Source organism: Streptomyces sp. NPDC051567 (genome assembly GCF_044454165.1).
Lineage (GTDB): Bacteria > Actinomycetota > Actinomycetes > Streptomycetales > Streptomycetaceae > Streptomyces.
The window spans coordinates 1-19,551 of record NZ_JBITDK010000037.1 but is presented as its reverse complement, the minus strand read 5'-3'; the positions used below and the strand labels follow the sequence as shown (position 1 = coordinate 19,551).

General features: G+C 71.4%; 21 protein-coding genes and 1 pseudogene. 13 read left to right on the top strand and 9 right to left on the bottom strand.

Annotation, left to right across the window (positions count from 1 at the left end; translation table 11 throughout):
• Nucleotides 1–680 precede the first annotated feature (680 nt).
• Nucleotides 681–1,580 carry a C40 family peptidase gene (locus ACIA5F_RS28125; RefSeq protein ID WP_399357735.1) on the top strand — a complete coding sequence of 300 codons (900 nt, stop codon included), beginning with the start codon at nucleotides 681–683 and terminating at the stop codon, nucleotides 1,578–1,580.
• A gap of 361 nt (nucleotides 1,581–1,941) precedes the next feature.
• Nucleotides 1,942–2,274 carry a hypothetical protein gene (locus ACIA5F_RS28120; protein WP_399357733.1) on the top strand — a complete coding sequence of 111 codons (333 nt, stop codon included), beginning with the start codon at nucleotides 1,942–1,944 and terminating at the stop codon, nucleotides 2,272–2,274.
• Nucleotides 2,275–2,284: 10 nt separating this feature from the next.
• Here ACIA5F_RS28120 and ACIA5F_RS28115 read toward each other — a convergent pair whose 3' ends face one another.
• Nucleotides 2,285–2,740 (bottom strand): ATP-binding protein, encoded by a 456-nt coding sequence (locus ACIA5F_RS28115; RefSeq protein WP_399357731.1) that lies wholly within the window; start codon nucleotides 2,738–2,740, stop codon nucleotides 2,285–2,287.
• A 299-nt stretch (nucleotides 2,741–3,039) separates the two neighbouring features.
• Between ACIA5F_RS28115 and ACIA5F_RS28110 the strand changes: the two genes are divergently transcribed.
• Both ACIA5F_RS28110 and ACIA5F_RS28105 read left to right on the top strand, forming a co-directional pair.
• On the top strand, nucleotides 3,040–3,894 hold the full coding sequence (locus ACIA5F_RS28110) for a helix-turn-helix domain-containing protein (protein ID WP_399357729.1): 855 nt from the start codon (nucleotides 3,040–3,042) through the stop codon (nucleotides 3,892–3,894).
• Nucleotides 3,895–3,899: 5 nt separating this feature from the next.
• Nucleotides 3,900–4,109, top strand: a complete 210-nt coding sequence (locus tag ACIA5F_RS28105; RefSeq protein WP_399357727.1) for a DUF397 domain-containing protein — start codon at nucleotides 3,900–3,902, stop codon at nucleotides 4,107–4,109.
• Between the two features lie 122 nt (nucleotides 4,110–4,231).
• On the opposite strand, the gene ACIA5F_RS28100 is transcribed toward ACIA5F_RS28105, so the two are convergent.
• Nucleotides 4,232–4,732: a DinB family protein gene (locus ACIA5F_RS28100; RefSeq protein ID WP_399357725.1), complete on the bottom strand. Its 501-nt coding sequence runs from the start codon at nucleotides 4,730–4,732 to the stop codon at nucleotides 4,232–4,234.
• Nucleotides 4,733–5,135: 403 nt separating this feature from the next.
• On the opposite strand from ACIA5F_RS28100, the gene ACIA5F_RS28095 reads away from it, so the two are divergent.
• The 5 genes from ACIA5F_RS28095 (at nucleotide 5,136) to ACIA5F_RS28075 (ending at nucleotide 9,181) form a co-directional block, all read left to right on the top strand.
• Nucleotides 5,136–5,579: a hypothetical protein gene (locus tag ACIA5F_RS28095; RefSeq protein ID WP_399357723.1), complete on the top strand. Its 444-nt coding sequence runs from the start codon at nucleotides 5,136–5,138 to the stop codon at nucleotides 5,577–5,579.
• A gap of 107 nt (nucleotides 5,580–5,686) precedes the next feature.
• A complete protein-coding gene (locus tag ACIA5F_RS28090; RefSeq protein WP_399357721.1) occupies nucleotides 5,687–6,556 on the top strand; it encodes a hypothetical protein in 870 nt (289 codons plus the stop codon).
• 146 nt (nucleotides 6,557–6,702) lie between these two features.
• Nucleotides 6,703–8,403 carry a protein O-mannosyl-transferase family gene (locus ACIA5F_RS28085; RefSeq protein ID WP_399357719.1) on the top strand — a complete coding sequence of 567 codons (1,701 nt, stop codon included), beginning with the start codon at nucleotides 6,703–6,705 and terminating at the stop codon, nucleotides 8,401–8,403.
• A 92-nt stretch (nucleotides 8,404–8,495) separates the two neighbouring features.
• Nucleotides 8,496–8,738 carry a hypothetical protein gene (locus ACIA5F_RS28080; protein ID WP_351507774.1) on the top strand — a complete coding sequence of 81 codons (243 nt, stop codon included), beginning with the start codon at nucleotides 8,496–8,498 and terminating at the stop codon, nucleotides 8,736–8,738.
• Nucleotides 8,732–9,181 (top strand): DNA-binding protein, encoded by a 450-nt coding sequence (locus tag ACIA5F_RS28075; protein ID WP_399357717.1) that lies wholly within the window; start codon nucleotides 8,732–8,734, stop codon nucleotides 9,179–9,181. The genes ACIA5F_RS28080 and ACIA5F_RS28075 overlap by 7 nt, the downstream gene beginning before the upstream one ends.
• 125 nt (nucleotides 9,182–9,306) lie before the next feature.
• On the opposite strand, the gene ACIA5F_RS28070 is transcribed toward ACIA5F_RS28075, so the two are convergent.
• Complete coding sequence (locus tag ACIA5F_RS28070) at nucleotides 9,307–10,590, bottom strand: geranylgeranyl reductase family protein (protein ID WP_399357715.1); 1,284 nt, start codon at nucleotides 10,588–10,590, stop codon at nucleotides 9,307–9,309.
• 97 nt (nucleotides 10,591–10,687) lie between these two features.
• Between ACIA5F_RS28070 and ACIA5F_RS28065 the strand changes: the two genes are divergently transcribed.
• Nucleotides 10,688–11,218: a GNAT family N-acetyltransferase gene (locus ACIA5F_RS28065; protein WP_399357713.1), complete on the top strand. Its 531-nt coding sequence runs from the start codon at nucleotides 10,688–10,690 to the stop codon at nucleotides 11,216–11,218.
• Between the two features lie 56 nt (nucleotides 11,219–11,274).
• Here ACIA5F_RS28065 and ACIA5F_RS28060 read toward each other — a convergent pair whose 3' ends face one another.
• A complete protein-coding gene (locus tag ACIA5F_RS28060; RefSeq protein ID WP_399357711.1) occupies nucleotides 11,275–12,186 on the bottom strand; it encodes a glutaminase in 912 nt (303 codons plus the stop codon).
• Between the two features lie 5 nt (nucleotides 12,187–12,191).
• Nucleotides 12,192–12,890 (bottom strand): demethylmenaquinone methyltransferase, encoded by a 699-nt coding sequence (locus ACIA5F_RS28055; RefSeq protein WP_399357709.1) that lies wholly within the window; start codon nucleotides 12,888–12,890, stop codon nucleotides 12,192–12,194.
• A 516-nt stretch (nucleotides 12,891–13,406) separates the two neighbouring features.
• Here ACIA5F_RS28055 and ACIA5F_RS28050 point away from each other — a divergent pair.
• Together ACIA5F_RS28050 and ACIA5F_RS28045 are read left to right on the top strand one after the other, a co-directional pair.
• The gene (locus tag ACIA5F_RS28050) at nucleotides 13,407–14,336 is read left to right on the top strand and encodes a DUF3152 domain-containing protein (RefSeq protein WP_399357706.1); all 930 of its coding nucleotides are present in this window, start codon (nucleotides 13,407–13,409) and stop codon (nucleotides 14,334–14,336) included.
• 47 nt (nucleotides 14,337–14,383) lie between these two features.
• The gene (locus tag ACIA5F_RS28045; protein WP_399357704.1) at nucleotides 14,384–14,770 is read left to right on the top strand and encodes a response regulator transcription factor; all 387 of its coding nucleotides are present in this window, start codon (nucleotides 14,384–14,386) and stop codon (nucleotides 14,768–14,770) included.
• Here the strand turns inward: ACIA5F_RS28045 and ACIA5F_RS28040 are convergent.
• The 3 genes from ACIA5F_RS28040 to ACIA5F_RS28030 all read right to left on the bottom strand — a co-directional run bounded on the left by ACIA5F_RS28040 (nucleotide 14,736) and on the right by ACIA5F_RS28030 (nucleotide 17,768).
• Nucleotides 14,736–15,392, bottom strand: a complete 657-nt coding sequence (locus ACIA5F_RS28040) for an imidazolonepropionase-like domain-containing protein (protein WP_399357702.1) — start codon at nucleotides 15,390–15,392, stop codon at nucleotides 14,736–14,738. The two genes, ACIA5F_RS28045 and ACIA5F_RS28040, sit on opposite strands and share 35 nt — an antisense overlap.
• A gap of 69 nt (nucleotides 15,393–15,461) precedes the next feature.
• Complete coding sequence (mqnC, locus tag ACIA5F_RS28035; protein WP_399357700.1) at nucleotides 15,462–16,661, bottom strand: cyclic dehypoxanthinyl futalosine synthase; 1,200 nt, start codon at nucleotides 16,659–16,661, stop codon at nucleotides 15,462–15,464.
• A gap of 243 nt (nucleotides 16,662–16,904) precedes the next feature.
• The gene (locus ACIA5F_RS28030) at nucleotides 16,905–17,768 is read right to left on the bottom strand and encodes a menaquinone biosynthetic enzyme MqnA/MqnD family protein (protein WP_399357698.1); all 864 of its coding nucleotides are present in this window, start codon (nucleotides 17,766–17,768) and stop codon (nucleotides 16,905–16,907) included.
• Between the two features lie 237 nt (nucleotides 17,769–18,005).
• Here ACIA5F_RS28030 and ACIA5F_RS28025 point away from each other — a divergent pair, with 237 nt between their 5' ends.
• Nucleotides 18,006–18,209, top strand: coding sequence for a cold-shock protein (locus tag ACIA5F_RS28025; RefSeq protein ID WP_014144190.1), 204 nt, complete (start codon nucleotides 18,006–18,008; stop codon nucleotides 18,207–18,209).
• 403 nt (nucleotides 18,210–18,612) lie between these two features.
• On the opposite strand, the pseudogene ACIA5F_RS28020 reads toward ACIA5F_RS28025, so the two are convergent.
• Nucleotides 18,613–19,551: pseudogene (locus ACIA5F_RS28020) on the bottom strand (hypothetical protein); the annotation flags it as partial.

Here is a 19,551-nt window from a genome sequence, read left to right as displayed (position 1 = left end):
TACCAAATGATGGCCAGTGCAGGCAAATTGGTGATGGGACGGCGGCGGTGGTAAAGCGATTCACCTCGCCCGGTCGGGGGAGGGCGGGGGTACGGGAGTGGACGCGGGGCGGGCGTGATGCGGGCACGGGCCCGGGCGCGTGCGTGGAGGCCCGCCCGCGGAGCCGACGGAGTCACCGGTCGCGCCGATCCGCCCGTGCGCCCCGCACGCTCCGTGCGCACCGCGCAGCACTCCGTACACTTCACCCGTCCCGCGTACTCCATGCGCTTCGATTCACGAGCGGCCGTTCACGGCCGGCCGGGCGCCCGCGAGGCGGCGGGCGGGTCGCGGCCGGACGGGGGCCGGGGAGCGACCGGGGGGTGAACGGGTGGCTGTCGGGCCGTAGCCGAGTCGTGGTCGCGCCACCGCCGTGGCGCGGCACGCGCCGTGTGACCTGCGACACATCGAATTCGCGCCGCCAAAAGGGGGCTTGGCCATCTGTGCGGTGGGGTGGTAGATCGAGGATCAATTCGGACTTATTACCGAAAAGCCATGATCACAGCCTTGTGACGGAGTGTCCGATGAGCCCGTTGCCGTGTCAGGAAGAGCCGCTGAACGCCTCATGAGCACTGTCCGGACACAACTGTGGCGCAGCACACGTTTCTTGATGTGGACCACATCCCCCTGATAGCGGTTGACCCATGTCCCACACCGCTCACATACCCAGCCACCGGAAGCCCCGCCTCAGCGCTTCGAAGCTCGCGGTCCGCGCCGGAGTTGCCGGTGGCGTTCTCAGCACCCTGGCCATGGCCGGCACGGCGAGCGCGTCCCCGTCCGCCGAGCCCGTGACCGACAAGACGCTCGAAATGCCGGTCCTCGAACTGGACCTGGCCGCCGAGGTCTCCTCCGCCGTCACCACCGCCGCCGAGAACACCCGCGCCGCCGCCGTCGAGGGTGAGCTGAACGCCCAGGAGGAGAGCGCCCGCACCGGCGCCGCCGCCGAGGCGAAGCAGGCCAAGGCCGACGCCCAGCAGCTCGCCAACGCCGAGAAGAAGGCGAAGGAGGAGGCGGACCGCAAGGCCGAGACCGAGCGCGCGAGCCGCGACGCGGACCGCACCTCGCTGACGTCCACCTCCGCGTCCGGTTCCACTGCCGGTTCCGCCTCCGGTTCGGGTTCCACGGCCGGCAAGGGCTCCACCCCCGCCAAGAACAGCGGCAAGGGCAGCGGCGCCACCGCCCCGACCACCGGTTCCGCCTCCGCCATCGTGAACTTCGCCCGCGCGCAGGTCGGCAAGGCGTACGTGCTCGGCGGCACCGGCCCGTACTCGTTCGACTGCTCCGGCCTCGTCCGGGCCGCGTTCAAGCAGGCCAACATCTCCCTGCCGCGCCTGTCCCAGGACCAGTCCATGGCCGGCACCCCGGTCTCGCTGAGCGCCCTCCAGACGGGCGACATCCTGTACTGGGGCGCCAAGGGCAACGCGTACCACGTCGCCATCTACGTCGGCGGCGGCAAGTTCGTCGGCGCGCAGAACTCCAACACGGGCATCGTCGAGCGCTCCCTGGACTACGACCGCCCGACGGGCGCCGTCCGCGTCCTCTGATCCCGGCCGGTACCCGTCTGCCCCGGCCCCTGCCCGGCCGGAGTCCCCACGGGTCCGCACGGATTGCTCACGGAACCCCGGCGACGGCAGCGCACGGCCACCGCTCGGCACGGCGCGGCCACCGGGGCCCGTGATCCCCGTACGCGCACGTGCCCGTACGCCCACGTGTGGCTGCCCGCGCGTGCCCTGCCCCTGCCGCGTCACGGCCGGAGGGCCGGTACTCCCCCACCCGGGCGGAGCACCGGCCCTCCGGCCTTTCGTGCTCCGGGGCGACCGGCGGGCGTGGGCGGGCCGTACGCGGCCCTGCGAGGATGGGGGTGGCGCGCCCGGCGTACGAGTGTGGAGTGGAAGGCAGCGGTCCGTGAGCACAGAGCCGGTCCACGAGGACGAGGACCCCGGCTCCGGCGACCGCACCGCCGCCCCGGCCGCCCTCGGGCTCTTCCTCCTCGCGGTGGGCGGCTGGCTGCTGACCACCACCCGCCCCTGGCAGAAGCCGGGGGACCCGCTGACGCTGGGCCTGGGCTGGACCGCCTCGGCGGTGCTGCTGCTCTGCGGCCTGGTCCTGGTGGCCCGTTCCGTACGCGCCGCCCACCGCCTCCCCGACCCCGCGCGCGGGACCTCGTACCCCGCTGGCGGGAGTCCCTCCGGGGAGGACCCGGCCGGGCCCGGTGGGCCGACGCCGCCGCCTGTCTGACCGTCACCCGTCACCCGTCACCCGTCACGTTGCCCCTGCCCTGCCCTGCCGCTGCCCCGCCCGGGTGGCCTGCGGCCGTTCGCTCCGCCGAACCTCTCCCGTTCACGACGAGCGTGAACCACACCGTGTTGGTCCGTGCCCCCGTCAGGCTCGACCCCCACGCGTCGGCGCAGGCGTCGACGAGCATCAGCCCGCGCCCGTGTTCGTCGCGCGGCGGGCAGCGGTCGGCGGGAACGGGCCGGGGCGGAGTGCAGTCGTCGCGCACCCGGACGGTCACGCGGTCGTGGCCGACGGACACCTCGATCACGATGCGCTGCGTCCCGGTGTGCACATGCGCGTTGGCCACCACCTCGGACGTGCACAAGATCGCGGCGTCGACGAGCCCCGGGTGCCCGGTGACCCGCAGCACGGACGCGACGAAGTCACGGGCGAGCTTCGCCGCGGTCGCGCTGTTCGGCGTGGTCAACCGATGCTCCACGCCCGGCCCGGACGGTGACGCGGAAGGCGCTAAGGGGTGGGTCGTCATCACTCGTCTCCCAACGCGGCAGGGACCTCGCGTCGCGCCGTCCGTGGCAATGGCCACCCCAGGCAGCACGCCCAACGGGCTTGCCAGCGGCTGCACTTCGGTCTTACCGGCGTGCGACGCGGTGTTGCCAGGACCATAGGGTAAAACCTTGCACCGGTACAGCCATGTACCTCTAACGGGTGCAGGTGGACCCCTACGGCCGTTACCGGCAGACTCAAGGGCGACGAGGGAAGGAACGCATGCCGCCGAGGAACAATCCGACCGCCCGACAGGTCCGCTTGGGCACTGAGCTGCGGAAGTTGCGCGAGCGCGCCGGCAGGACCGCGCGCGAGGCCGGTGGCCTGCTCTCCACCGACGCGGCCAGGATCAGCAACATCGAGGCCGGCCGCCTGGGGATCAGCGAAGAACGCATCCGCCGGTTGGCGACGTTCTACCAGTGCGACGATGACGCACTGCTCGACGCCCTGTGCGCGATAGCGGCGGAGCGCAGGGGAACGCACTGGTTCGACGACTTCCGGGGCATCCTCGCGCCCGGCTGGCTGGACATCGCCGAACTGGAGACGCACGCGACGGCGCTTCGCTCGATGCAGTCCACCACCATGCCCGGGCCGTTCCAGACCGAGAATTACGCGCGCACCTTGTTCGGAGGTGCGACACCCGTACTGCCGCCGGACGAGATCGAAGCGCGCGTCGAGCACCGCCTGAAACGGAAAGCCTTCTTCGACCGCCCGTCGCCGCCTCCCTACGAGGCGATCCTGCACGAAGCGGCGCTGCGGATGAGATTCGGTGGCCGAAAGGTCACCCGCGAGCAGCTCGACCACCTCATCGAGGTCTCGTACTTGCCGTTCGTGACGGTTCGCGTCATTCCGTTCACGAACGAGAAGTTCATCGAGGTGACCCATCCGATCATGTACGCACATGGGGTGGTGCCAAAACTCGACACTGTACAGATCGACTCATCATTCGGCGGCAAGTTCCTCGATGCGGAGGCCGATCTGAGGAAGTACAACACCCTCCTTGACATCGCCGGTCAAGCTTCCCTGAACGAAGCCGAATCACAAAAATTCATCCACTCCATCGCACGGGAAATGTGAGAGACATGGACACGAGCACAACCGGCCCGATCGTATGGCAGAAGTCGAGTTTCTCCGGGGGCAATGGGGAGAACTGCGTCGAGATCACCCTGCACGAGGGCGCCATCATGATGCGCGAGAGCGACGATCCCAGCAGCACGATCACGACCAGCCGCGCCAAGATGGCCGCCTTCATCGAAGGCGTGAAGAACGGCGAGTTCGACCACCTGGTCTAGAGACTCCTTCGCGGACGGCCGAGAACAGCGCCCCGTGCCTCGACCGGCGGGGCGTTTGGCGTGTGGGCGGTGGTGGCGCGCGGCTTGCGGCGTTCGGCCGGGCGGGCGGGTCGGCCGGCGGGTCAGTCCCGGAGGTGGTCGCCGGTGGCCCCGTCGATGAGCTCGCGCACGATGTCCATGTGGCCCGCGTGCCGTGCGGTCTCCTCGACCATGTGAATGAGCACCCAGCGCATCGACACGGTCTCTCCGGACCAGGCCGTGCCCAGTTCATCGATCGTGAGCTCGCCGATCACCTTGTCGGCGGCGGTTCGGGCCCGGCCGTAGAACTCCACGATGTCCGCGGTGGTCTCGTGCGGCTCCACCCTCAGGTCGGCATTCTCGTCGTCCGGATCGAACGGGAGCGGCTCGGTCTCGCGTCCGAAGGTCTCGCAGAACCATCCGTACTCGACGGCGGCCAGGTGCTTGACCAGGCCCAGCAGGTTCGTCCCTGACCGGGTCATCGGTCGTCTCAACTGTTCGTCGTCGAGGCCGTCGAGCTTCCACAGCACCGCATCGCGGTGCCGGTCCAGGCTGACGTGCAGACTCTCCTTCTCACCACCGGTGAACGGCACACGCTTCGTCATGCGCGGACCGTAACACCGCCTCCGGCGGAGAGTCCTCTCCATTACCGGGCCTCCATTACCGGGCCTCCAGGGGCAGCCGTCCACCGGTCCGCTCCGTGGACGCCTCGTCGCCGTCGTCGCAGTGGCGCCACCTGCCGGAACGGTGTCCGTGGCCCGGCCGGCGCCAGTCGCTCGACCCGGTCTGTCATTTAGTGTTCAATAAGAGCCGTCATTCACCGTTTGCCATTCAACGAATGCCCCCTCCCGAATGAAAGAGGGCATTAAAGCAGATCTTTCACTTCGACGCGCCGTTTTTACATAAACAAGTCAACAGCATGTCCTGATTTTAGAAAACCATTGACCATTGCATTCCTGCCACGTTGAATCTCGTCATGCACGGCGACCGCAACTACCCGGGGACCATGTGGAGTTCCCCCTCCCACCCCCCGTAGCGGCGGGCGCCTTCGCCGGACTCAACGAAGGAGTGGTTTCCATGCGCAAGATCGCCCTTTCTCTCGGCCTGGCCGCTGTCACCGGTGCCAGCCTCTTTGTCATATCCCCGGCAGCCACGGCCGCCGAGAGCGGCACGCAGGCTGCCTGCTTCACCCTGTGGCAGACCGCCAATTACAACGACGGCTCGCGCACCTTCTCCGCCAATGACGCCAACTTCAACAACAACAACTGGTCGAACGGTCAGTCGTCCAACGACGACGCCAACTCCGCCAGGAACCGCTGTAGCCACCGCGTCTTCCTGTACGCGGACGCCGGGTACTCGGGCCAGTCCTACTACCTCCAGGCCAACAGCAACGACGGCGACTTCGGCAACAACGCGTTCTCGAACAAGGCCAGCTCGCTGAACGGCTTCTAGCAGCACCACTCAGCGGGGGGCGCCTCATTCGGCGCCCCCCGCTGAGTCACAGCCAGGACCGGGACCGGGAGCAGGAGCATGGCCAGGACCAGGACCAGGAGATGACGATGACCCGCAGACGCCTCGCCACCGTTCTCGTCGCCGCAGCCCTGCTGTCCGGCTGTGCGGCGGAAGCGGCCCCTCCGAAGAAGAGCGAAGCCGAAGCCTTCCCCCCGCCCGAACCGGCGCCCCAGGCCCGCTCCCTCGCCTTCCCTTTCAGCGCCTATCTGCTCAATGACAGCGAGACGCACCTGACCTACCGGGCCACGGACCTGCTGATCCGCGCGTGCATGGGCGAGCGGGGCCACGCGTGGGCGGACGTCCCCCTGCCGGATGTCGACGACGCATGGCGCAACCGGCTCCACTACGGGGTCATCGAGCCCGAGGTGGCGCGGCGTTACGGCTACCGCCCACCGCCGGACCTCCTCGCCCCGGCCCCGGTACGGGAGGCCGTCGAGGCCATGCGGCAACGGGACGCCCGGACGCCCCAGGCGGCCCGCGAGCCCGCCGAGCAGTGCCGGCAGCAGGCCAAGGACCGGCTGACCAGGAACGCGACGGCCAGTTTCGCGAAGCTCAACGACGCGAAGGCCGACACCTACGAGGCGGCCCAGCGCGACCCGGCGGTGACCGACGGGTTCCGCCGGTGGAGCGCCTGCATGAAGGAGCGCGGCCACGCCTACGGCTCCCCGAAGGAGACGGGCGACGACGCGCGGTGGGCCGACCGGGAAGAGGACGCACCGGCCTCCGGCGAGGAGGAACGGACCGCGCGGGACGACGTGGCGTGCAAGGAGAGCACCGGGCTCGTGGCGGTCTGGTTCGGGGCCGAGAAGCGACTTCAGGAGGAAGCGGTCCGGGCGGACGCCGACTACTTCGCCGCGTTGAAGGCGGCCAACGACCAGTACCTGAGGAACGCGCGCGAGGTCCTCGCCGGCGGGTAGCGGGTAACGGGTGGCGGCTGGCCGCCCGGACCCGGTCCGGACCCCCGTCCGCCCCACCGTCCGCCCCCCGTCCGCCCCACCGTCCGGGCATCCGTCCGGTGACCGCCACTCGCGTACTGTGTTCGACCACGCAGGAAGCGCCCGCGGTGCGCTCGTTCCGCCCGTTCCACGGAGGAGTCATCGAACTGCAAGAGCAAGACCGCTCCGCCCTCCCGCCGGAAGCCGCGACGGGCTCACCCGCGGCCCCCGCCCGGCCCCCTGGAAGCCGACCGGGAAGCGGACCCGGACCCGAAGGCGGACGCGGTGCCCTCCCCGTCCTCGGCCCCCTCCTCGTCCCCGCCCTCGTCCCCGCCCTCCTCTCCCTCGTCCTGGGGCTGTGGGGCATCACGCGCGAGGGCAGCATGTGGCGGGACGAGTCCGTCACCTACCAGGTCGCGCACCGGAGCCTGCCCGAGATCGCGGACCTCCTGCGCCAGGCCGATGCCGTGCACGGCCTCTACTACGTCCTCATGCACGCCCTGTTCGGCGTCTGGGACGGCGGCCTGGTCGCGCTGCGGCTGCCTTCGGTGCTCGCCGTCGCGGTCACGGCCGGGCTGGTGGCGGGCATCGCGCTGCGCCTGACCTCCCGCCCCGCGGTGGGGCTCGTGAGCGGGCTCGTGTTCGCGGTGACGCCCGAGGTCCAGATGTACGCGCAGGAGGGCCGCTCCTACGCGATGGTGTGCGCCCTCGTGGCACTGGCCACCTACCTGTTCGTCACCCTGACGGACGACGGCACGTCGGCACGGGGCACGTCACGGCGGATTCGCTGGTTCCTCTACGGGGCCACCGTGCTGGCGGCTTCGCTGCTGCACGAGTTCGCCGTCCTCGCCCTCCTCGCGCACGGCATCACGCTGTACCGGTCCCCCGCCGTGCCTGCCGTGCCCGCCGTGCCCGCCGCGAGCCGACGGTGCTTCGCGGTCGCCGCGGCCGGTGTGGCCGTCGCCCTGCTGCCCCTGGTCGTCCTCAGCGCGGGCCAGTCCGGGCAGGTGTCCTGGATCGGCAACCCGAAGCTGCGCGAATGGTTCGAGATCGGTGGCGTCGCCGCCCTGGCCTCGGCCTGTGCCTGGTACCTGTCCCGGCCGGACCGGCACCCGTCGCGGCCGGACGCGCACCCGGCCCCGGCCGGGAGGGCGGTGACCCTCCCCCGGCTCGCCCTGCCCCTCACGCTCGCCCCCACCGCGGCCCTGCTGCTCGCCGCGGTCCACGAACCGATGTACGTCGACCGCTACGTCCTCTACAGCGCCGTCGGCCTCGCGCTCCTCGTCGGAGCGGCCGTCGTCCGTCTGACGGACCGCGCCCGGCAGGTTCCGGCGCTGCGCGGACGGGCCGCCCGTACGTCGGCCGCCGGTGTCATGGTGCTGCTGTCCGCCGCGGCCCTGCTGCCGGTCACCTTGCAGATGAGGACGCCCGACAGCCGCAAGGACGACGTCACCGCCATCGCCCGGGAGGCCGGGCGGCTGGCCCGGTACGGCGACGCCGACGCCGTCCTGTTCACGCCGGCCCGGCGGCGCGAGTGGATGCTCTCGTACCCCGGGCAGTTCGGCGGCCTGTCGGACATCGCCCTCAAGGACGGCCCCGTCGCGTCGGGAACCCTGCAAGGCACCGAACGGACCGCCCCGGACATCCGTCAGCGCCTGGCACGGGCCGAGAGGGTCGTCGTCCTCAGCGACCCGGCGGGCCAGCCCCTGGACAAGAACCCCGAGGAACTGGTCAAACGCCAGGTCCTGGAGCAGCACTTCACCGCGTGCCACCGGACCGCCCTGAAGGGCGGCCAGGTCACCCTCTACACCCGCACCACCTGCCCCTGACCCCTGACCCGCGCCGGAAACGGACCGTCGACGGCGACCCCGTGCGCAAAGCCCACAGGACTTCTTCCTACCGGCGGTGCTACGTTTTAGGTATGAGCAGCCACGTAGCCCACCAGGCCGCCGAGCGGGCCGGTAAGAGATCGGTCTCGCTGGCCCAGTCGTTGATCAAGGAAGTCGAGGAGCGCACCGGCAAGAACGGCTTCTCCTCCGTCGTGGCCGAAGCCCTGGAGGAGTGGCTCGCCGCGCAGAAGCTCCGCGAGGTCGTCGCAGCCGACCGTAAGGCATTCGGCCCGGTCTCCGCAGAAGCACGACGGCAAGCGGAACAGGAATGGTGAGCAAACGACTCAAGATCAAGGCCAAGAGCGAGGGCACACTCGTCCTTGACGCCCAAGGGCTTTCACTGCACGTCGACGGCGACGAGGGGATGCGTGCGCGCATCGAGATCGCCCAGCAGAGTGGCCGCAGAGTGGCACTGTCCGCTCTGACCCCCTTGGAAGTACGCCGAAGCGGGGAGGCCGCCAAGCGGCTCCAGTTCCTGCTGTCCCGGTTCGACGTGAAGCCGGTCAGCGACGCGGTGACGGATGCGGCAGAGAAACTCCTGGACATCTCGGGCCTCGACGGACACGAACGTCTCGTGGACGCACTCGTGGTCGCCACAGCCGCGCTCTGCGCGCCCCCGGTACTGCTCGTAACCTCCGACAAGTCGCACGTCCCGGCCCTGTGCAAGGCCGCCGAGGAACTACCCGGATCGCCGAAAGTGAAGATCGTCAACGTCTGAGGGCCCGGTCGGCACACCCCTGCCCAGCCGCGTGCCGGGCGGCGGCCGAGCCGCCAGGCGGCCCGCCCCGGGCCGCCCCAGGCCGGGCGAACCCCGGCCTGCCCCGGCCCGTGCGGCCTGCCGCGCTAGGACTTCGGGGCCACCTTGCTCAGGCCGTTGATGACGCGGTCCATCGCGTCGCCGCCCGTCGGGTCCGTCAGGTTGGCCAGCATCTTCAGGGTGAAGCGCATCAGGACCGGGTAGGTCAGGCCGCGCTGGGCGGCGATCTTCATGACCTTCGGGTTGCCGATCAGCTTCACGAAGGCGCGGCCCAGCGTGTAGTAGCCGCCGTAGGTCTCCTTGAGGACCTTCGGGTAGTTGTGCAGGGCCAGTTCGCGCTGGGCCGGGGTGGCGCGGGCGTGGGCCTGGACGATGACCTCGGCCGCGATCCGGCCCGATTCCATGGCGTACGCGATGCCCTCGCCGTTGAACGGGTTGACGAGGCCGCCCGCGTCCCCGACCAGCAGCAGGCCCTTGGTGTAGTGCGGCTGCCGGTTGAAGGCCATCGGCAGGGCCGCGCCGCGGATCGGCTGGGTCATGTTCTCGGGGGTGTACCCCCAGTCCTCGGGCATGGACGCGCACCACGCCTTGAGGACCTCGCGCCAGTCCAGCTCCTTGAAGGCGGAGGAGGAGTTGAGGATGCCGAGGCCGACGTTGGACGTGCCGTCGCCCATGCCGAAGACCCAGCCGTAGCCGGGCAGCAGCCGGTCCTGGGCGCCGCGCCGGTCCCACAGCTCCAGCCAGGACTCCAGGTAGTCGTCGTCGTGCCGGGGCGAGGTGAAGTACGTCCGCACCGCGACGCCCATCGGGCGGTCCTCGCGCCGGTGCAGGCCCATGGCCAGCGACAGCCGCGAGGAGTTGCCGTCGGCCGCGACGACCAGCGGGGCGCTGAAGGTGACCGGGGTCTTCTCCTCGCCCACCTTCGCCCGCACGCCGGTGATGTGGCCGGTGCGCGGGTCGCGGACGGGCTCGCCCACGTTGCAGCGCTCGTACAGCCGCGCGCCCGCCTTCTGGGCCTGGCGGGCGAGGGTCTCGTCGAAGTCGTCGCGCTTGCGGACGAGTCCGTAGTCCGGGTACGAGGCCAGTTCCGGCCAGTCGAGCTGGAGCCGCTGCCCGCCGCCGATGATCCGCAGCCCCTTGTTGCGGAGCCAGCCCGCCTCTTCGGAGACGTCGATGCCCATCGCCACGAGCTGCTTGGTGGCGCGCGGGGTCAGGCCGTCGCCGCAGACCTTCTCGCGCGGGAAGGCCGTCTTCTCCAGCAGCAGGACGTCCAGGCCCGCCTTGGCGAGGTAGTAGGCGGTGGTCGAGCCGGCGGGCCCGGCCCCGACGACGATCACGTCCGCGGAGTGTTCGGAGAGGGGCTCGGTCACTGCGGGGTCTCCCGAAGGCTCGATAAGGGGTGCCCAACGGCACGGGACGTGTGCAGTCTATGCAGCGAGAGAGATCACGATCCGAAGGGTTGCCCCGATGACCACCTCGCCGACCCGGCCGCTCCCCACCGTCCAGCTCCGTGTGCCCACCGACGAGGACGCGCACGCCTGGCACCGCGTCTTCGACGACCCCGACGTCATGGAGTTCCTCGGCGGTCCCGCCGAGTTGTCCGCGTACATGGAGTTCACCGCGCGCCAGCGGATGCACGACGCACAGCTCGGCCACTGTCTGTGGACGCTGCTCGACGGGGACGGCACGGTGATCGGGTTCACCGGCGCGCAGCCGTGGCCCCGGGAGAAGGAGTGGGGGCCGGTCGGGGAGATCGAGATCGGCTGGCGGCTGGGGCGCGCGCACTGGGGGCAGGGGTACGCGTACGCCGCCGCGGTGGCGACCCTGGAGCGGCTGCGGGAGACGGGGGTCCCGCACGTGGTGGCGATGATCGACGATGCCAACGTCCGTTCGATCGCGGTGGCCGAGCGGCTGGGGATGACCCTGGCGGAGCGCTTCCTGCTGCCCAGCGGCCTCCGGTACGCCCGCCGCTACGCGCTGACGCTCCAGCCGGAGTGACGGGGCCGGAGTGACGCGGATGGCGGGCCGGGTCAGCAGGCCAGAAGGTCAACAGGTCAGAAGACGGACAGGCCCGTCAGGGTCGTGAACCGGTCCAGGGCCGCCACACCCGCGACGGAGTTCCCGTGGAGGTCCAGCCCCGGACTCCACACCGCCAGGGTGCACGTGCCCGGGACCACGGCCACGATCCCGCCGCCGACCCCGCTCTTGCCGGGCAGGCCGACGCGGTAGGCGAACTCGCCTGCCGCGTCGTACGTCCCGCAGGTCAGCATCACCGCGTTGATCTGCTTGGCCTCGCTGCGCGTCAGCAGCCGGGAGCCGTCGGCGCGCAGCCCGTGCCGGGCCAGGAAGCGGGTGGCGCGGGCCAGATCAGCACAGCTCATCTCGATGGAGCACTGCCAGAAGTAGTGGTCGAGCAGGGTCTGCACCGGGTTGTCGATGTTGCCGTACGAGGCCATGAAGTGGGCGAGGGCCGCGTTGCGGTCGCCGTGCTCCTGCTCGGAGGCGGCGACCTCGCCGTCGAACCCTATGCCCGGGTTCCCGCTCTCCTCCCGGAGGAACTTCAGCAGTTCGCTGCTCGCGTCGCCGGTCAGGGTCTGGAGCCGGTCGGTGACGACGAGGGCGCCCGCGTTGATGAACGGGTTGCGCGGGACACCGTTCTCGTACTCCAGCTGCACGAGCGAGTTGAAGGGGTTGCCGGAGGGCTCGCGGCCCACCCGCTCCCACAGGCTGTCGCCGCCCTCGGCCAGGGACAGGGCCAGGGTGAAGACCTTGGTGATGGACTGGGCGGAGAAGGGGAGCCGCCAGTCGCCGACCCCGAAGACGTTCCCGTCGAGGTCGGCGAGGGCCATGCCGAACTGCCCGGGGTCCACGGAGGCGAGGGCCGGAATGTACTCGGCGGGCGTGCCGCCGCCCACCAGCGGGGCGATGTCGGAGGCGATCCGCTCCAGCAGCCCCTGGTAGTCCACCCGCGCTACCCGGCGGGCTTGACGCCGCGGTGCAGGGCCACGATGCCGCCGCTGAGGTCGCGCCAGGCGACCTTGGACCAGCCGGCCTTCTGGAGCAGGACGGCGAGCGCGGGCTGGTCGGGCCACTCGCGGATGGACTCGGCGAGGTAGACGTACGCGTCGGGGTTGGAGGAGACCGCGCGGGCCACCGGCGGCAGGGCGCGCATCAGGTACTCGGTGTACACGGTGCGGAAGGGGGCCCAGGTGGGCTGCGAGAACTCGCAGATGACGACCTGGCCGCCGGGCTTGGTCACCCGGTACAGCTCGCGCAGGGCGGCGTCGGTGTCCTGGACGTTGCGCAGGCCGAAGGAGATCGTGACGGTGTCGAAGACGCCGTCCTGGAACGGCAGCCTCGTCGCGTCCCCGGCGGTCAGCGGGAGCCAGGGGTTGCGCTTCTTGCCCTCGCGGAGCATGCCGAGGGAGAAGTCGCAGGGGACGACGTACGCACCGGTCGCGGCGAAGGGCAGCGAGGAGGTCGCGGTCCCGGCGGCCAGGTCCAGGACGCGCTGGCCGGGGCGCGCGGCGACCGCCTTGGCGGTCTCCTTGCGCCAGAGGCGGGCCTGGCCGAGGGAGAGCACGTCGTTGGTGAGGTCGTAGTTGGCCGCCACGCCGTCGAACATGGAGGCGACTTCGTGCGGCTGCTTGTCCAGGGAAGCCCTTGTCACTGGCGGTGGCCCCTCGGTGTGCGGTCGGCTGGTACGGGCCCATCCTCTCAGGCGCGGGCCGTCCGCCGCCGCCGGGGCACAACTGGCCCGACGGCCAGTTGTGCGGTGCCCGCGCGGGCACGTTGACTGGCGTGAGCCCGGCCCGGGGACCGCCGTACCGTCACCGGACGTCACCCGACGTCACCGCACGGGACGGAACGGGGCCGCACGGGACGGCACCAGGGGCTGTTTCAGGCCACCCCCGATCCACCCCTGAGCCATCCTTGGAACCACCCATGGGTCGCTCCCGGCCCGCCTCCGACCCGCCCCTGACCACCCCTGACCACCCCTGGACCACCCCCTGGACCGCAGCCGATCGCACCGGGCCGCTTCGGATGCAGGGCAGACTGTTCAGGATCACACCGGACCGGTGCCGATCACAGACGACCACTTCAGTCCGGCACACGGGCTGGTTCAGGCCGATTCAGGCCGGTACGGGGTCACACCCGGTGACCACAACGAACAAAGGGCTTCACCATGCCGGCAGGCCGCTCCACCGGTCGCTCCTCCCGAGGACCCCGCGCCCGGCGCCGGGCCGAGCGGCGCCTACGGCTGCGCCGTACGATCCTCGGCTCGGCGGTCGCGGTGGCCGGGCTCTCGGCCGTCGCCGTGTACACGGCCTCGCCGTGGGAGGGGGCCACCACCTCCGCGGACGGCCGGGCGGCGCTGTCCCCGACCACGCCGTCGGGCGGGAGCCCCTCCGTCAAGGCATCCTCGGAGCCGGGCCGGGGCGCCGAGGCCGAGCACTCGCCCGGCGCGGGCGCCGCGCACTCCGCCCCGCCCGGGCACCCCTCGCCCGGCGCCCCGGAATCGCCGAAGCACTCCGCGGGCCCGTCCGTCCCCGCGTCCGGGCCCGGGATCTTCACCGCGTCCACCGTCTCCGGCCGGGTACAGGGCAAGGGGCCCGCGCTGCGCTGGCGCGTCGAGGCCGAGCAGGGCAGCGGGATCGACCCGAACACCGCCGCCCGCACCGTCGAGGCGGTCCTCGGGGACCCGCGCGGCTGGATACGCAACCCGGCGTACGGCTTCCAGCTGGCCGGGGCCGGGCAACTGGTGGACTTCACCGTCAAGATAGCGACGCCCACGACCACCGACCGGCTGTGCGATGTGGTCACCCCCTCGCTCAAGGGCGAGACCAACTGCCGGGCCGGCCACACCGTGGTGGTGAACCTCAAACGCTGGATGGAGGGATCTCCCCAGTTCAGCGGCTCGGTGGAGGAGTACCGGGCGCTGATCGTCAACCACGAGGTGGGCCACGAGATCGGCCGCGGCCACGAGACCTGCCCCGGCCCCGGCAAGCCCGCGCCCGCGATGATGCAGCAGATCAAGGGACTCCTCGGCTGCCGCTCCAACGCCTGGCCGTACGACGCGAACGGAACCTACCTGTCGGGCCCGAGCGTCCCCTAGGGCGAAGGCCGGTACCGGGGACCGGCCGGGTCCGAGGAGTGGGTACCGTGCGCGTCGTCAGCTTCAACGTCCCCGCGTGGTTCCCCGCGTACGAGGAACCGGGCGGCCCCGGGCTCCCGTCCCGGACCTCCCGGGAGGCGCCGGAGCGGGCCCGGCTCACCGAGCAGGAGTCGGCGGTGTTCCGCTCCCTGGCCACCGGGGCCTCCAACGCCGAACTCGCCGACGAGCTGCGGCTGTCCGTCTCCACGGTCAAGTTCCACGTGGTCAACATCCGGGCGAAGCTGGGCGGGATCAGCCGCCTCCAGACCTGCCTGCTGGCCGCCCTCGCCCGTGAGGACGTACGGCAGGAAGGACGCCAGGACGTGCGCCGAGGGGGACGGCCGGTCCAGGAGGCGGCGGTCAGCGGCGGCGGTGCAGCAGCCGTCCCCCGATGACCGTGGCCACGCAGGTGTCCGCGGAGCGGGCCGTGAACTCCGCCGGGTCCGCGACCGCGAAGACGGCGAAGCGGGCCGGGGCGCCCGGCTCCAGGACCCCGTGGAAGGCGTGCCCGGCCGGTCCGGAGAGGTCGGGAGGACCGGAGGGACCAGGGAGGCCGGGCAGGCCGGGCAGGCCGTCGGGCGGGGGCAGGACCGTCAGGCCCGAGCGGGACAACGCCGTCCGCACCGCCGGGACCGTGAACCGGCCGGTCACCGCCACCACCCCGCGGGCCAGCAGCTTCTGCGTACCGCGCCGGGCGCTGTGGCCCCAGCGCGCCTCGGCCGTCCCCAGCACCTCCAGCGCGGCCCGGCCCGTGATCGGGGCGGTGCCCAGCTCGGCGCTCTCCCGGTCGTCCGGGTAGTACGTCCGCTCCAGCAGCACGTCCGCCCCGTGCACCAGCAGCCCCGGGGTGAGGACCCCGGGCCAGCGGCGGGTCCGGGCCTGCGGCCAGGCCGCGCCCAGTTCCTCGTACGGGCCCACGCGGGCGATCCGGTCGCCCTCGACCAGCACCGCGCCGCCGGCCAGCGGTGCGGCGCCCGGTCCGGGGACGAGGAACTCGGCGGTGTGCAGTGTCAGCATCGGCGGTGGCCCCGGGCGGTCACAGGTCGGCGGTCAGGACAGGGAGCGGGACAGGCGTCAGGACCGGGATCAGGTCGAGGAGATGAGCTTCAGCTCGGGGTGGGCGGTGCCGCCCTCGATGGCCGTGGAGGAGATGTGCGAGACCACGCGGTCGTCCACCGGGTCGTTCGCCGGGTCGTCGTGCACGAGCAGGTGCTCGTACGTCGTCGCGCGCTGCGCCGGGGTGCGGCCCGCCTTGCGGATCAGGTCGATGATCTCCTGGCGGTTGGAGCGGTGCCGGGCACCGGCCGAGGAGACGACGTTCTCCTCCAGCATGATCGAGCCGAGGTCGTCCGCGCCGTAGTGCAGCGAGAGCTGGCCCGCCTCCTTGCCGACGGTGAGCCAGGAGCCCTGGACGTGCGCGATGTTGTCGAGGAAGAGCCGCGCGATCGCGATCATGCGCAGGTACTCGAAGACCGTCGCCTGGGTCCGGCCCTTGAGGCGGTTGTTCTCGGGCTGGTAGGTGTACGGGATGAAGGCCCGGAAGCCGCCCGTCCGGTCCTGCGTGTCGCGGATCATCGCGATGTGCTCGATGCGCTCGGCGTTGGTCTCGCCGGTGCCCATGAGCATGGTGGAGGTGGACTCCACGCCGAGCCGGTGGGCGATCTCCATGATCTCCAGCCAGCGTTCGCCGGACTCCTTGAGCGGGGCGATCGCGTTGCGCGGACGCGCGGGCAGCAGCTCGGCGCCCGCGCCCGCGAAGGAGTCGAGACCGGCCGCGTGGATGCGGGCGATGGCCTCCTCCGCGGAGACGCCCGAGATCCTGGCCATGTGGTCGACCTCGGACGCGCCGAGGGAGTGGATGACCAGCTGCGGGAAGTCCTTCTTGATGGCCGCGAAATGGTGCTCGTAGTACTCGACGCCGTAGTCCGGGTGGTGCCCGCCCTGGAACATGATCTGCGTGCCGCCGAGCTCGACCGTCTCCGCGCAGCGGCGCAGGATGTCGTCGAGATCGCGGGACCAGCCCTTCTTCGTGTCCTTGGGGGCCGCGTAGAAGGCACAGAACTTGCACGCCGTGACGCACACGTTCGTGTAGTTGATGTTCCGCTCGATGATGTACGTCGCGATGTGCTCGGTGCCCGCGTAGCGGCGGCGGCGCGCCGCGTCGGCCGCCTGGCCGAGCGCGTGCAGCGGCGCGTGGCGGTAGAGGTCGAGCGCCTCTTCCTGGGTGATCCGGCCCCCTGCGGCGGCGCGGTCGAGGACAGACTGGAGAGCGGCCTGGTCGGTCACCGGTACGTCACCTTTCGGCGGTGTGTCAAGGTCCGGACCGATCCAGCCTACGCCAGGGCCGGCGGAAGGATTCGGGCGGGCATATTCACCTTCCCCCGGCGCCGCGTCGTCTTCCGCCGTCTTCCGTCGCCTTCACCTGCCCTCCGCCGCCTTCCGCAGGCTTCCGTTTCCCCGTCCCCGGGCGGAAAGGTGAAAAGAACGCGAATTCCCGGTAAAGGGCCGATAAACCGCGCGGTAACCGTGTTACCGGACCGGAACGGTCGCGCCCAGGAGCTCCACGACGACATCGGCGGGATATCCCGTCGTCGGTCCCGTGCGGCGCGCGAATTCCCGTACGCCGGCGAGCTGCTCCGGGCCGAAGCGGAAGTCCAGGGTGGTGAAGTACCGCTCCAGCAGGTCGGCGTCGAACGCCTCCCAGCGGGCGGCCTGCTCGGCGACCTTGGCGACCTCCTCCAGGGAGACGTCCCGGGAGGCGAGGAACGCCTCGTGGACCTTGGCGACGACGGCGGGCTCCCGGGCCAGGTACTCCTTGCGGGCGGCCCAGACGGCGAAGACGAACGGCAGCCCGGTCCACTCCTTCCACATCAGCCCCAGGTCGTGCACGGCCAGGCCGAGCCGGGGGGCGTCGTGGAGCGAGGCGCGCAGCGCGGCGTCGCCGATCAGTACGGCGGCGTCGGCCTCCTGCATCATCAACCCCAGGTCAGGGGGGCAGGTGTAGTAGTCGGGCTGGACCCCGTACTGCTCGGAAAGGAGCAGTTGGGCGAGGCGTACGGAGGTCCGCGAGGTCGAGCCGAGGGCGACGCGGGCGCCGTCCAGCCGTTCCAGGGGCACCTGCGAGACGATCACGCAGGACATCACCGGGCCGTCGCAGCCGACCGCGAGGTCGGGGAAGGCGACGAGTTGGCCGGCGTTGCGGAGGAACTCCACGAGGGTGATCGGGGCGATGTCCAGCTCGCCCGCGACCAGGCGTTCGCTGAGCTTCTCGGGGGTGTCCTTGGTCAGCTCCAGGTCGAGCAGTGTGCCGGTCCTGGCCAGGCCCCAGTAGAGGGGAAGGCAGTTCAGGAACTGGATGTGGCCGACGCGGGGCCGGCTGCGGTAGACGTCCACATCGCGAGACTAGCCCCCGTTCCGGCGTCAGCCTCGCGACGGGTCTCAAACGTCCGGGTGACGTGATCTTTCCCTCTGGTCTCGCCCCGAGGGTGCGTGCTAGGCTCGACGCAAGTTGCAGTTTGGTTTCCCTTGCAGTACGAAGCCTGCGGAGCATGTAACCCGCAGGCTTTTGTAGTTTTCAGACTTCTTAGCAGGTTCTGGAGCAGGGCGACCCTTTGGCCCATAGGAGGGCTCATGGCTACCGGAACCGTCAAGTGGTTCAACGCTGAAAAGGGCTTCGGCTTCATCGCCCAGGACGGCGGCGGCCCGGATGTCTTCGTCCACTACTCCGCGATCAACGCCGCTGGCTTCCGCTCCCTGGAGGAGAACCAGCAGGTGAACTTCGACGTCACCCAGGGCCCGAAGGGCCCGCAGGCGGAGAACGTCACCCCGGTCTAGTCGCCTGGGCCAACCGGATCGCGGTTGGATATTGCAGTACCCAAGGAGCCCCGTCCCCTTCTGCGCGAGCAGAGCGGCGGGGCTCCTGCCTTTCCCCTCCCGGGTGGGTGGCGGGGGGGGGGGGGGGGGGGGGGGGGGGGGGGGGGGCGCCCCCCCCCCGGGGGGGCCCCCCCCCCCGGCCGTCCCCGTCCCGGGCGAAGCCCGGGGCCCCGACGGGGCTCCGCCCCCGGGGCGCGGGGGCCCTGGGCGGGCGGAGCCCGGCCAACCGGGGTAGACCCCCGGGCGGGGTGGGCCGGGCGGAGCCCGGCCTCCGGGAGCGGTGGGTTCCCGGGCCCCGGACATGCGATGGTCCCCGGCCCACTGGTGGGGGCGGGGACCATCGGGGGTGTTGCGTGGTTCGGGGTTACGGGGTGGTGGAGGCCGTGGGGGTGGGGGTGGTCGGAGCGGTGACCGTGATCGTGAGGAAGAGGGTGACCTTTTCCGGGGTGACCAGGCGCAGGGTGTAGGTGCCCGGGGGGACGTCCGTGGTGAGGAGGTCCGGGAGGGCGATCTTGCCGTCCGCCGTGGTCGCGGGCAGCTCCAGGACGGTCAGCGGCTTGTCGTCCTTGCCCTTGAAGTACGGGACCTTGGCCTTCGCCGGGTCCGCCGGGACCCAGGTCCCGTCCGCGTTCCTCGTGCCCAGGCCGGCGGTGACCTTGGTCCCCGCGACCGGCTTGCCCGCCGCCTTGGCCAGGAACTCGACGCCCTTGACCGAGGTACCGGCGACGGCCTCCAGCGGCTTGGTGCCGTCGGTCCTGACCAGCAGGTCCGCGACGGGGGCCGGGGCGGGCTTCGCCGTGACCGTGCCCGTCAGGTTCAGGGTGAGCTTGCGCGTCGGATCGTAGGCCGCTACCCGCAGGGTGAAGGTGCCCGCCTTGGGGCCCGCCGTGAGACCGGGCGCCGTCGCGATGCCGTCCGCACCCGTGATGACCGCCACGTACTTGGTACGGGTCATGCCGAAGCCGGTGCCGCCGGTGGTGTCGGAATCGACCACGAAGTGAACCTGCCGCCCGGCGGCGGGCTTGCCGTCGCTGAGCGTCGCCTTGACCCGGGTGGTCTCGGCGAAGGCGCCTCCGGCCTCGGCCTTCGGGGCCCCGCCGCTCAGCAGCTCCAGCTCGTTCAGGTGCGGGACCGACGGGGTGGTGGGCGGGGTCGTCGGGGGTGTGGTGGGGGGAGTCGTCGGAGGGGTCGTGGGCGGGGTGGTGGGAGGCTTCGGCGCCGTCGGGGTCGTCGGCGTGGTCGGCCTCGGCGTCGTGGGGCGCGGGGTGGGCAGGGTGCCCGACGGCGCGGTCGGGTAGTTCCC